Origin of the sequence: Octadecabacter arcticus 238 (genome assembly GCF_000155735.2) — a bacterium.
GTDB classification, from domain to species: domain Bacteria; phylum Pseudomonadota; class Alphaproteobacteria; order Rhodobacterales; family Rhodobacteraceae; genus Octadecabacter; species Octadecabacter arcticus.
Genome location: NC_020908.1, coordinates 594,526 through 607,288, shown reverse-complemented (window position 1 = coordinate 607,288; position 12,763 = coordinate 594,526). Strand labels below are relative to the sequence as shown.

At 56.4% G+C, this 12,763-nt stretch carries 11 protein-coding genes and 1 pseudogene; 5 read left to right on the top strand and 7 right to left on the bottom strand.

The annotated features are described in order from the left end of the window. Positions 1-21 precede the first annotated feature (21 nt). Entirely contained in the window at positions 22-855 is an 834-nt protein-coding gene (gene choW / locus OA238_RS03155) for a choline ABC transporter permease subunit (RefSeq protein WP_015494047.1), read from the top strand. Beyond that, on the top strand, positions 855-1,919 hold the full coding sequence (choV, locus tag OA238_RS03150; RefSeq protein WP_015494046.1) for a choline ABC transporter ATP-binding protein: 1,065 nt from the start codon (positions 855-857) through the stop codon (positions 1,917-1,919). Before choW ends, choV begins: the two co-directional genes overlap by 1 nt. A gap of 16 nt (positions 1,920-1,935) precedes the next feature. On the opposite strand, the gene OA238_RS03145 is transcribed toward choV, so the two are convergent. Genes OA238_RS03145 through OA238_RS03130 form a run of 4 tightly spaced genes read right to left on the bottom strand, consistent with a single transcriptional unit; the run spans position 1,936 to position 6,936 of the window. Further along, positions 1,936-2,484: a sarcosine oxidase subunit gamma gene (locus OA238_RS03145; RefSeq protein WP_044036201.1), complete on the bottom strand. Its 549-nt coding sequence runs from the start codon at positions 2,482-2,484 to the stop codon at positions 1,936-1,938. Further along, complete coding sequence (locus tag OA238_RS03140; protein ID WP_015494044.1) at positions 2,477-5,398, bottom strand: sarcosine oxidase subunit alpha family protein; 2,922 nt, start codon at positions 5,396-5,398, stop codon at positions 2,477-2,479. Before OA238_RS03140 ends, OA238_RS03145 begins: the two co-directional genes overlap by 8 nt. Next, complete coding sequence (locus tag OA238_RS03135) at positions 5,395-5,673, bottom strand: sarcosine oxidase subunit delta (RefSeq protein ID WP_044036199.1); 279 nt, start codon at positions 5,671-5,673, stop codon at positions 5,395-5,397. The genes OA238_RS03140 and OA238_RS03135 overlap by 4 nt, the downstream gene beginning before the upstream one ends. Positions 5,674-5,682: 9 nt before the next feature. Further along, positions 5,683-6,936, bottom strand: a complete 1,254-nt coding sequence (locus OA238_RS03130) for a sarcosine oxidase subunit beta family protein (RefSeq protein WP_015494043.1) — start codon at positions 6,934-6,936, stop codon at positions 5,683-5,685. Positions 6,937-7,021: 85 nt separating this feature from the next. Here OA238_RS03130 and OA238_RS32470 point away from each other — a divergent pair, with 85 nt between their 5' ends. Next, entirely contained in the window at positions 7,022-7,168 is a 147-nt protein-coding gene (locus OA238_RS32470) for a hypothetical protein (RefSeq protein WP_187293137.1), read from the top strand. Here OA238_RS32470 and OA238_RS03125 read toward each other — a convergent pair. After that, complete coding sequence (locus OA238_RS03125; RefSeq protein ID WP_015494042.1) at positions 7,165-8,607, bottom strand: Glu/Leu/Phe/Val family dehydrogenase; 1,443 nt, start codon at positions 8,605-8,607, stop codon at positions 7,165-7,167. The genes OA238_RS32470 and OA238_RS03125 overlap by 4 nt on opposite strands. Before the next feature lie 386 nt (positions 8,608-8,993). Between OA238_RS03125 and OA238_RS03120 the strand changes: the two genes are divergently transcribed. Then, positions 8,994-9,515: a TadE/TadG family type IV pilus assembly protein gene (locus tag OA238_RS03120; RefSeq protein ID WP_015494041.1), complete on the top strand. Its 522-nt coding sequence runs from the start codon at positions 8,994-8,996 to the stop codon at positions 9,513-9,515. On the opposite strand, the pseudogene OA238_RS03115 reads toward OA238_RS03120, so the two are convergent. Both OA238_RS03115 and OA238_RS03105 read right to left on the bottom strand, forming a co-directional pair. Beyond that, a pseudogene (locus tag OA238_RS03115) lies at positions 9,492-10,515 on the bottom strand (IS30 family transposase). The gene OA238_RS03120 and the pseudogene OA238_RS03115 overlap by 24 nt on opposite strands. Positions 10,516-10,849: 334 nt before the next feature. Beyond that, positions 10,850-11,917 (bottom strand): IS630 family transposase, encoded by a 1,068-nt coding sequence (locus tag OA238_RS03105; RefSeq protein ID WP_015493952.1) that lies wholly within the window; start codon positions 11,915-11,917, stop codon positions 10,850-10,852. On the opposite strand from OA238_RS03105, the gene OA238_RS03100 reads away from it, so the two are divergent. Next, entirely contained in the window at positions 11,906-12,733 is an 828-nt protein-coding gene (locus OA238_RS03100; RefSeq protein ID WP_144055813.1) for a hypothetical protein, read from the top strand. The two genes, OA238_RS03105 and OA238_RS03100, sit on opposite strands and share 12 nt — an antisense overlap. Positions 12,734-12,763 lie beyond the last annotated feature (30 nt).

The following is a 12,763-nucleotide window of genomic DNA, read 5'->3' as shown; positions in this document are numbered from 1 at the left end:
TCTACTCAGGAGAATGATGCGATGGATTGGCTAACCAAAAACAAGATCCCCGTCGGCGACACGGCAGAGGCCGCTTTTGATTGGTTAGAACCGCGCAGTCGCGCGTTTTTCGATGGCATGGCCGACACGATGGAGTCTTTGATTGATGGCATCTTATGGCTGCTTCAAACGCCACATCCGTTCATCGTTATCGCCGCGTTTGTCGCGCTTACATGGGCGATGCAACGCAGCTGGAAACCGTGTTTGATGATCGCAATCGGGTTTCTGTTCATCCTGAATCAAGACTACTGGGAAGAAACAACAGAGAGCCTGACATTGGTCCTATCGGCCTGCGTGGTCTGTATGGGTATCGGGGTTCCTATCGGCATCGCCGCTGCACACAGGCCACGTCTGTATGCGTGGATGCGACCGGTTCTGGATCTGATGCAAACACTACCAACGTTCGTCTATCTTATCCCAGCGATTGTATTTTTTGGCATCGGCATGGTGCCCGGATTGATCGCCACGGTGATCTTCGTGCTGCCTGCGCCGATCCGCCTGACACACCTTGGCATCTCGTCTACGCCGCTCCCGCTGCTCGAAGCGGCGGATGCATTTGGCGCGACCAAGCGGCAAAAACTGCTTAAGGTAGAATTGCCATCAGCCCTGCCGCAAATCATGGCGGGCCTCAATCAAACGATCATGTTGTCCCTGTCGATGGTTGTCATCGCAGCACTTGTCGGCGCGGATGGACTGGGCGTGCCGGTCGTGCGCGCGCTTGGCACCGTGGACACCGCCAAAGGCTTTGAATCCGGATTGGTCATCGTGGTGGTCGCCATCATGCTGGATCGAATGCTTCGGGTGGGGTCAAAATAATGTCAGGCCAAAAAAATGAACGGACCGAAATGACAAAAGCTGTTGAATTCCAAAACGTGTCTATCGTCTTTGGTAATAATCCAGAAGTCGCCCTGCCGCTGATGGATCAAGGCATGGATCGCACCGAAATCCAGAACGCCTGTGGGCAGATATTGGGCGTGCATGACTGCTCGCTTGACGTGAACAAGGGTGAAATTTTGGTGCTGATGGGGCTGTCAGGATCGGGCAAATCGACGCTTTTGCGTGCGGTCAACGGATTGAACCCCGTCGCGCGCGGCGCCGTGCAGGTCCATGATGGCGACTGGGCCTGCGAAGTCGGGTCCGCGCCCGCAACAGAACTGCGCAAACTGCGCCGCGAGTGTGTGTCGATGGTGTTTCAGGCGTTTGGTCTGCTGCCGTGGCGCACCGTGCGCGACAACGTCGGGCTGGGTCTGGAACTGGGTGGTATGACGAAGGCGGAACGCCGCCGCAAAGTCGACGAGCAATTGGAACTGGTTGGACTGGCGGATCGCGCCAATGCACTGGTCGGGGAGCTGTCGGGCGGCATGCAACAGCGCGTCGGCCTTGCGCGTGCGTTTGTCACTGACGCGCCGATCTTGTTGATGGACGAACCGTTCAGCGCCCTTGATCCGCTGATCCGCACGCGCCTGCAAGACGAGCTGCTTGATCTACAGCAACGCCTGAACCGCACGATCATTTTCGTCAGTCATGATCTGGACGAAGCGTTCAAGATTGGCAATCGCATTGCCATTATGGAAGGCGGGCGCATTGTGCAATCCGGCACCCCGCGCGAAATATTCTCAAGCCCTGCGAACGGCTATGTCGCTGATTTTGTGGCGCATATGAACCCGCTTGGCGTATTATGCGCACGCGATGTGATGATTCCCGAAGCCGATTGGGGATCAAGCGGACATGAGGTTGACGCAGAAACACCAGTGTCAGATGTCATCGACAGTTTGTGCGAATTCGGAGCGTTGACGGTGACTGAGAATGGCACGCCGATGGGTCAAATCACCCAGCGTTCGGTCTTGTCACGGATCAGCCCCGTGACGTCCGAGCGATAACTGGCCAGTACGCCCGTCAATCGCCGGAATCTGCCTGCGCCGCAATATTTTGCGCCGCTTGCGTCAGATCGTGCATCAATGTCGCCGCCATGGATCGCATCACCATCACCTCAAACGATTGCACGCCCAATCGCGTGATACCGCCTGTCATGTGCCCGATTAACGTGCGGGCAGTGTGGCCGCGTTTGAACGTCGATGCGCGCAGATCAATAGGGGTCAGGCGCGCTAGGATTGCCGTGGCGTCCGCGCCATCAATCTGCACAATCGCCCATGCGTCCGAGTGATCAACGCAGGCAGCACCCTCCAGATCCGGACAGTCGGCGCCGATGATCAATGCCTTCCCCCTGCCGCACCAAACCGCGCGCGGCGTCGTGCCTGACGTCCGGTTCGGGGCTGGAAATCCGACACTGATGGAAGATTTCAGCGCGTCCGACACGGATTTTTTCCGACCCGCAAACGGGGCCACCAAAGTCATTTTCCCACCGTCGATTTCAGTGAATGTGACCGTGCCAATGGTCTTGGGCAGCAGCCCGGCGCAAGGCGACTTGGCAATCAATTTAACCACGGGCAAGTCCCCCTGTTGGATCAAAGAAGACGGGATGGCACACCTCACACAGGGTTTGAACATCGCGCAAGTGATCGACCAGTAGGATGTGGTCACCATGCCGGTTAGGGCCATCCTTAAGAAACGCCTGCGCGATGTCATGTCCCAAAGTTGGCGAATAACAAACCGAGGTGACGTAGCCTTGATCGTTTTCGCTTACGGCATCTGCGCCGTCGACAAACAGATGCGCGCCGGCGGTTAATTTACCTGTAATTTCAACAGGTTTTAGTCCGACAAGCTGTTCACGCTCCGGGTCTAACAACCCCGGTCTTTGCGACATCGCATTGCCGATACAGTCTTTTTTCTGGCTCACCATACGACCAAAACCGATGTCGCTTGCGGTGACGCGGCCATGGATTTCGCCGTGGGTGATAAAGCCCTTTTCAATCCGCAACACGTTGAGCGCTTCCATCCCATATGGCCCGCCATCCATCGCTTCGGCCTGCGCTGTTAGAAGGCGGAACAACGACGCCCCGTAACGCGACGGGACCACTATTTCATAGGCGTGTTCACCCGAAAACGAGATGCGGAACAACCGGCCCTGCACACCCTCTATGTCTATTGGTCCGCAAGACATGAACGGCCAGTTTTCATCATCGATTGGTCTGTCCAAAACGGAATTCAAAAGGTCACGCGCCTTTGGCCCCGCAACGGCGAATTGCGCCCATTGTTCGGTGACAGAGGCCACGCGCACATCAAGATCGGGGCGCAACGCCTGAGACACCCAATCGAGATGCTTCATCACCTGCCCTGCTGCCGCCGTCGTTGTGGTCATCACGTAGTGGTTCGCACCAAGCCGCGCGGTTGTGCCATCGTCCATCACATGCCCGTCTTCGCGCAGCATAAGCCCATAGCGCACGCGGTTTTCTTTCAACGTCGAGAACGTGTTGCAGTAGACAAAATCAAGGAATGCGGCAGCGTCCGGTCCCGCAATATCAATTTTTCCCAGCGTGCTCACATCACAGATGCCGACGTGATTGCGCACCATCGCCACCTCACGGTTACAGGCCTCAAGCCATGTGGTCTCATGCGGTTTCGGGAAATAACTGGGGCGATACCACAGCCCCGCTTCCATCATCGGCGCGCCACGATCCAGCGTTGCCTTATGGGACGTCGTGTGGCGTTCAGGCGCAAACCCGTGCCCCTGCGACACCGCGCCCATGGCGGCAATCGCGACGGGCACATATGGCGGGCGAAAGGTGGTCGTCCCGGTTTCAGGAATGCCGCGCCCTGTCGCATCCGCCAGCACCGCGAGGGCGACGACGTTGGAATTCTTGCCCTGATCGGTCGCCATGCCCTGCGTCGTGTAGCGTTTCATATGCTCAACACTGCGGAAATTTTCCTGCACGGCCAGCGCGATGTCTTTCACATGCACATCGTTCTGAAAATCGAGCCATTTGCGCCCTTTGCCATCGACCTGCCATAGTGGCTCAATTCGATATACGCTGTCTTCGGCGGTCGGTGTGTCAATCTGTGGTGCAGTCAGACCTAGTTCGCGGATCGTATCCTGTGCCGCCACAATCCCGTCCGCCAAACACCCCAGCGTCGAAAAGACGCCGCGCGCAGCCCCTGCCACCAACATATTCGGGATCGACCCGTCTGTTGGCACAAAACTCAGAATGTCGTCGGACCACGTAGGCCGCGCGTTCATGTGGCATGTCAAATGCACCGTCGGGTTCCAGCCGCCTGACATCGCCAAGCAATCGGTTTGGATATCGTGGGTGCCACTGGCGTCGCGCACGGTGATGCTTGTCAGCCCGTGGCGTCCTTTGGTCGCGATAACGTGCCCACCCGCAACCAGTCGGTAGTCGCCCAAGGCCACTGCATCCGTGCGGCTGTCGATCACACACGCCACGGTCACGCCGGCGTCGATCAAATCTAGTGCGGTCCTGTGGGCGTCGTCGTTGTTGGCAAATATCGTCACGGCTTCGCCCGGGGCGACGCCAAAGCGATTGAGATAGCTGCGCACTGCAGAGGCCAGCATGATGCCAGGGCGGTCGTTGTTCGGAAAGGCGATGGGACGTTCAAGCGCACCTGCGCACAAGATCGACCGCTTTGCGACTATGCGCCAAAAGCACTCTTTCGGCGCGTGCGGGTTGCGCGAACCAACGGTTTCCAATGCGGCAAACGTGCCTTGGTCGTAGGCCCCCGTCACGGTTGTGCGTGTCATGATGCGCACGTTTTCCTTGTTTGAAAGCCCGGCCAGTTGTTGCGCCGCCCATTCTTCACCTGCTCGGCCATTCACGTCATAGGTTTCGCACAACAAACGTCCGCCAAAGGCCGTACCTTCGTCGGTCAAAATCACATCTGCACCGGCCTTTGCGGCGGTCACGGCGGCCATTATCCCTGCGGGTCCGGCCCCGATGATCAGCACGTCGCAATGGGCAAATGCTTTTTCGTAGGTGTCTTGGTTTGTCTCACCTGACAACGCACCGAGGCCAGCGGCGTGGCGAATAACAGGCTCGTACAGCTTTTCCCAAAACGACTTGGGCCACATGAAGGTTTTATAATAAAATCCGGCACTTAGGAACGGAGACAACAGGTCATTGATCGCCATTGCATCGTGTTTCAGCGAGGGCCACGCGTTTTGGGACCGCGCGGCAAGGCCGTCGTAAATCTCCAACGTCGTGGCGCGGATGTTGGGGTCTTGTTTGGGGCCAACGCCCACTGTAACCAGTGCGTTGGGTTCTTCGGAGCCAGCGGTCAGCACACCGCGCGGGCGGTGATATTTGAACGAACGCGCAACATGGCGGACATCGTTTGCCAGCAGTGCCGCCGCAAGGGTATCGCCCGCGCGGCCCGTGTAGGATTGACCGTCGAAGGTGAATGTGACCGCGCGCGCGCTGCGGTTAAACCCTCTGCCCGCGACCCTCATGCTTGGGCTCCAGTTTTCTTGGCATTTTCAGCCAGAATTGCGCCCAAAACCTCATGTGTCACGGTGTTGCGCGTGACGACGATCCATGCACCACACCCCGCCTCATGGTGCCATAAGTCGCGCGTCTCGCCAGCAGGGTTGTCGCGGTTGTGCAGATAGTCATCCCACGCGGGGCCGACCGCATCGCGCGGCGGTCTTTCCAACATCACAGCATGACCTTGGTAGTAAAATTCGCGGCGATCACGGTCTCCGCACAAGGGGCAAGGCAGGCGCATTTGCGTTTCCTAATGTAGGTTGTGTTGAGAGCCAGTGCCCTCTTCGTCGAGCAAACCTTGGCCCGTTGCGAACCGGTCAAGGCGGAATTTAGCGGCTGTTTTGTATGGCGTGTCTTTGGCAATCAAATGCGCGTAGGCGAACCCCGATGCTGGCACCGCCTTGAAGCCGCCGTAACACCAGCCACAGTTCAGAAATAGCCCGTCGGTGTCGGTCTTGTCGATGATCGGCGATCCATCTGGCGACATATCCATGATCCCGCCCCAACTGCGCAACACGCGCGCCTTACCGATTGCGGGCATCAACGTCATCGCTGCATCCATGACGTGTTCGGCCATCGGCAGATTGCCCCGCGCCGCGTAAGACGCATAGAAATCCAGATCACCGCCAAAGACCAAGCCACCCTTGTCGGACTGGCTGATATAAAAGTGGCCCATGCCAAAGCTGACGACGTTGTTGAGGACAGGTTTCACCCCCTCAGACACAAAGGCCTGCAAAACGTGGCTTTCGATCGGCAGGCGCATGCCCGCCATTTCAGCAACTTGGCTGGACCGTCCCGCCACGACAATCGCGACCTTTTTGGCGCGGATTGGGCCACGGCTGGTTTGCACGCCTTTGACCACACCGCCTTGAATATCGATGCCGGTGACTTCGCAGTTCTGGATCAAATCAACACCGCGCTGGTCGGCACCCCGCGCATATCCCCACGCCACCGCGTCATGGCGCGCCGTACCGCCCCGCTTGTGCAACAAACCGCCGTAGATCGGGAAGCGTGTGTTTTCAAAATCAATGAACGGCACCTGTTCGCGCACGCCCTCGGGCGACAGTAAAATCGCGTCGTCGCCCTGATTTATCATCGCATTGCCGCGCCGCACGAAGGCATCGCGTTGACCGTCGCTGTGAAACAAGTTCAGCACGCCGCGCTGGGACATCATCGTGTTGTAATTCAGGTCTTGTTCCATTCCTTCCCATAATTTCAACGAATGGGAGTAGAATTCGGAATTGCCTGGCAGGAAATAATTTGCCCGCACGATGGTCGTGTTGCGCCCTATGTTGCCGCCACCAAGATACCCCTTTTCCAGCACCGCAACATTTGTGATGCCATGCTCTTTGGCAAGGTAGTAGGCAGTTGACAGACCATGCCCACCGCCGCCGATGATGATCACATCATATTCGGGTTTGGGATCGGGGTTGCGCCAAACGGGTTTCCACCCTTTTTGGCCAAACAGACCCTCTTTTATGACTTTGAAACCGGAATAGCCCATGACGTCCCCTTGGTTGATCCGACACTAGTCAAGCGCGCGGCGTCTGCAATCCCTTTTGATGGCATGTGGGCCGTGTTTATCTTGCATGTCCGATTGTTTAACCAAGCGGCCCGTCGGGAACCGTTTTCAGCCAAGTCGAAACGTTAAAACGATGGGGTTCAGCCGCCCCGAACGTAGGATGTTGGGGGCGGGATTTGACGGTGTGGCCGCGTTGGCCTTTGTGCCGCGTTAAAGCCCTTTGGCTTGATAGCTCGACGCCACGCGCCCGATTGACACCAAATAGGCTGCGGTCCGCAGATCGTGGACGTCATCACGGCTGTGCCACATGTCGCGCATCGCCTGATAGGCCGTGCGCATCGTATCATCGAGGCCAGAGCGCACCAGTTCCAGTTCCCCCGCGCCGCGCAGATACTTGGTTTTGAAGTCCGGCGTCATCGACCATTGATCGCCCAGATGTTCTGACAATTTCTGAAGTTCACCAACGATCAATTCATGGCGCGATTCTTCTTGGCGGCGCTGCATGCGACCAAAGCGGATATGGCTAAGGTTTTTGACCCATTCAAAATAGGACACCGTCACACCGCCAGCATTGGCATACATGTCGGGGATGATCACCGTGCCCTTATCGCGCAGCACCTCGTCAGCGCCCGCCGTGACCGGACCGTTCGCAGCTTCAATGATAAGTGGCGCTTTGATTCTGGCGGCATTGCCGAGGTTGATGACCCCTTCCAAGGCCGCCGGGATCAAGATGTCGCAATCTTGTTCGAGGACAGACGCGCCATTTTCGACGTAAGTGCCTGTCGGGTAGCCTTTGACGCCCCCATGCTTGGCTATCCACGCATGTACGGCTTCAACTTCCAGACCGTTTTCATCGCTCAACGCTCCGTCACGTTCGATTATGCCGGTGATAATGCAGCCATCTTCGGCGCTGAGGAACGATGCCGCGTGATAGCCCACGTTACCAAGACCCTGCACAACAACCCGTTTGCCATCCAGCTTGCCGGACAGCCCTGCGATTTTGATGTCTTCTGGATGGCGGAAGAATTCCTGCAAGGCATATTGAACGCCGCGTCCCGTCGCCTCAACGCGACCTTGGATGCCGCCAGCATGGGCAGGTTTACCGGTGACACAGGCCGCCCCGTTGATGTCGGTGGTGTTCATGCGTTTGTATTGGTCAGCGATCCACGCCATCTCCCGTTCGCCGGTGCCCATGTCGGGGGCGGGCACGTTTTGGCTCGGATTGATCAGGTCGCGCTTGATCAGCTCGTAGGCGAAACGACGGGTGATGCGTTCCATTTCATCATCGTCCCAAGCCCGCGGATCAATGCAAAGCCCGCCTTTGGATCCGCCAAACGGCGTTTCAACGAGCGCGCATTTATAAGTCATCAGCGCCGCCAGCGCCTCAACCTCGTTTTGATTCACACCGAGCGAGAAGCGAATGCCGCCCTTAACTGGTTCCATGTGTTCTGAATGCACCGAGCGGTACCCCGTGAACGTTTCGATTTTTCCCCGCAGCCGAACGCCGAACCGAACCGTATAGGTCGCGTTACAAACGCGGATTTTTTCCTCAAGGCCGGGCGGCAAATCCATCAAGGCGACAGCGCGGTTGAACATGATGTCCACGCTTTCGCGGAAGGACGGTTCTTGTAAACCTGTGGTTGTATTGCTCATGGATGGCCCTTTCACAGCTTAACCCTGCTCCGCCTACCCTGCGCAGCTTACTAGGAAGTTAACCATGATTCGCCGCCATCGTATCTAATTGATTAATAGTTAGGCTGTTAAAGGACATTCCCCCCCTAATCTTGACGCCGGCGTGCGATCCGCCCGCGCCGCGCATCGATCGGCGCGTTTGTTCCCAGCTTTGAAACAATTCACACAATCACAAGAAACCGTCCCAAAATCGGCCACCAGTTAACAAAATGCCGCCGCAATTTGCCCTAAACCTGCCACCAACCAATGATCTAAAGATAGATAATTAAATGGATATATCTGTGCGTGGGCCTTCTTAAGGCAGGCTCCCCGGGGAAGGTTACAATGAGTCTGAAGTTGAAAAAAATGTGTCCGAAGGTATTTCCCCCAAGGGAATTTTTCAGCGTTTTCGTAACGACGAAGACGGTGCCCTTATTATCTTTTCACTGATGATGATGATCATGATTTTGTGGTTCGGCGGCATGGCCGTTGATCTGATGCGATATGAAACGACGCGCGCGAAATTGCAGGGTTCGCTTGATCGCGCCACACTTGCGGCCGCTGATCTTGACCAAATCATGCCACCCGCTGACGTTGTGCGCGACTACCTCGATAAAGCGGGCATGTTGCATTTTTTGCAGGGCGAACCCACCGTGTCCCAAGGCATCAATTATCGCGTGGTCTCAGCCCAAGCGTCCGCCCCAATGGCATTGTTTTTCTACGACTTGCCACGCATCTTTACGAGCCCGTTTTCGCCTGGAATGACAGCCATCAATGTGAGCGGGGCTTCCACCGCTGAGGAACGCGTGACCGACGTCGAGGTCTCTCTTGTTCTTGACGTGTCGAGTTCCATGAACAGCTTGGATTCAAACATCAAGTGCAACGGTTGATTTAAAGGCCACGATTTCGTCGGCCATAGCTTCAGCGGGTGTTCTCCATCCGAGGGTTTTTTCTTGGACGGTTGTTCATCAGGTTTGCAACGTCGTTGAGCCATGTTTGGCTTGCACCGTTCAGGTCAGTTCCTTTGGGCATGAACTGACGCAGCAGTCCGTTGGTGTTCTCGTTGCTGCCGCGCTGCCAGGGAGCATGCGGATCGCAGAACCAGATATCAATTTTCAATCGTCGCGCCAATTCACGATGGCAGGCCATTTCGGAGCCACGGTCATAGGTCATGCTCTTGCGCAAATCAGCGGGTAGTCGTCTCATCTGGCGGGTGAAGCTGTCAAGCGCGGCCTCGGCCCCATTGCCATCCATTTTGCAAAGAATGACGAAGCGTGTCTTGCGCTCGACCAAGGTCCCCACTGACGAGCGATTGAATGCGCCCTTGATGAGGTCGCCCTCCCAATGGCCTGGTACCAGTCGTGCTTCGATCTCTTCAGGGCGATTGATAATGCGCAATGATTCCGGGACCATAGCACTGCCCGCCGCTGTCCTGCGCTTGAGCCCACGCTTAGGCTTCGCTTGACGCAACGCCTCGATCATCGCCGCCTTCAGCCCGCCACGTGGCTGCGCGTAAATCGCGGCATAGATGGTCTCATGGCTCACATGGGCGGATGGATCATCAGGCTTCATGAGACGCAGTCTCTGCGCAATCTGCTCAGGCGACCAGTGCAGATGTACGAGCTTGCCATGAACGAAACGATAAAGATCGCTCCCCTCCACAAGCTTGCGCTTGCGGCGGCAGCGCGCGCGCCGGGCATCATAGGCCTGCCGCGCCGCTTGCGGGCAATAGCTGCCGTCTTCCTGCCGACCTCGCGCCAGCTCACGGCAGATCGTGCTCGCCGGGCGATGCAAAAGCTGGCCGATCAACCGCTGACTGCTGCCCCTATTATGCTCGGCTAATATCACGCCACGGTCCTCGCTGCTGAGGTGCTTCCTTCGTATGTCCATCACAACATCCTATGCCCAAAGGGCTCTGAGTGTTGCATTTGAAACTTGAGTCTAAGCAGCAACAACCGGATGACCAACCTACGACCTGCTGCGCGTGAATTTGTGTCAACTGTTTTGGCCAACAACACCAATGCGCCTCAAGGTTTGATTACGATCTCGATGATCCCGTACAGTGCTGTGGTAAACCCCGGCACCGTTATTTCGCCGTATCTCAACATCAATCGGTCACATAACTATTCGACTTGCCCGATGTTTGACGATTCTATCTTTACAACGACGGCCCTAAATCTTGGGTCCTATACTCCCGCGCCTGAATTGACCTGAGGTTTTCCCCTCAAATCACTTTGTATTCCTTGAGCGATATGACGCGGAAGTTGTCGGTGACGGTGTCGCGGAACTCTGGCCATTTTTCTGGCAGGGTCTTGCGGAAGAAGTCGAAAATGGCCTCTGTGAATTGGTTGAACGTTGCATAGTGCCGATTGTGGGTGACCCATTTGTGCATAACACCCCAAAGACGCTCGATCGGGTTGAGGTGCGGGGCATATGCTGGCAAGAAATGCAACTTCACCCGACGTTCTGGGCTGTCCAGCCATGGCTGTAGTATCTTGGCATGATGATAGCGGGCATTGTCGACAAAGACGTGGATGGCCGTCTTGGTTTGGTTGTTGCGTTCCAACTTTTCCAGCATCTGTCGGGTTGTCTGGGCATTGATCTTCTCGCCTTCCACAAAGGTGAACTGGAAAGTCTCAAGGTCAAGCGCGCCCTGAATGTTGAGCCGCTTGCGCCCTGATGTCGCCTTCAGGGCCGTCTTTTGTCCCTTGGGGAACCAACCATGGGCGGGGCGGCTCTGGTGTTCGGGGTGGACAGCGTCCGAAAAGACAACCATCTCATCTGCGGCCAACCCGTTCATCAGGGCCTCATATTTGGCAATAAACGCAGCCTGCTTGGCTTCATCGGCCTGTGCAGGCAGCAATTGTGGTTTCTTATACGCGAACCCCAGGCGGCGCATCAGCTTGGCGGCTCCCGACGTGCTGTAGTTTTGGTCGCACTCGGCTAGAACATAGGCACAGACCTCATCGGCATTGCGGGCAGGCTGCGCGGTGAAATGGGCTCTCACCGCCTGCTCTTGCACGACGGACAAATGACCCTGACGCTGGCTGTAGTCCTTCAGACCGAAAAACGATAGTCCCGCACCGGCAAAGGCAAATCGCCACTCCGTCAAAACTGTCGGGCCAATATCCAAAATCCGGCAAACCGTTCCGGCGTCTTCTCCTGCGTCCAAAAGAAAAAACGCGCGCGCCCGTTTCCAAACAAGGGCGTCAACTTTGCGGCGGCGGCAAAGCGCTTCAAGTGCTATGCGCTGCTCGTCGGATAAGGAGACTGTTTTGTATTGCTTGCTCATAAACTCAAAATACAGACTGAACCGCCTTTGGCCATGCGACGAAGTGAATCGCAGGCCCAAAATCGTCAGGTCAATTCAGGCGCAGGAGTATATTATGATCATGTGTCGCATTTTTCCTATGGCGGCAGCAATGACTCGCCAATCAACCCAGACGTCACATGGTGTTTTACCGGCGATCAAAACGCGATCATTCCGCACACCACCAGTGAAAGCGATCTGCATAACGCGATCAATGACCTGCATGCCTATGGCAACACCGCCATTGATATGGGCGTAAAGTGGGGCGTGGCTTTGCTCGATCCCAGCACAAAATCCCTCATTGCCAGCCTCGCCGGTGCGTCCGGCTCTGGTGTACCATCCGTCGCGGCGGGTCGTCCCGAACAGTTCACCCAGTCCGATGTCCTCAAAGTGCTGGTGTTGATGACAGATGGTGAAAACACCCAACAGTGGGATCTTTATGACCACTACAAGAATAACCTGTCATTTGTCTGGGCCAATCTGGACAACGCCAATGACCTGGTATCAGGCTCGAACCTGTGGCAAACGTCTGTACAGACCCAAGGTCTCAGCACGCCAAACAACTACACAGACGACCAGTTCTTCTGGAGCTATTATGACCGTACCCGCAACTATCCCTTGGGGTATTCATCCCAGTCCGAATATGTGAACGCGCGCAACAGCGGTCCCATCGGCACTGTCCCGGCTGGTCAGGGTCCAACCTACGCCAACAACGTGCGTCAGGCGTCCTGGCAAGAACTATTTGCAACGTTCAGCTACAGAAATGTTAACTTTACTCCTGCGCCTGAATTGACCTGACGATTTTGGGCCTGCGATTCACTTCGTCGC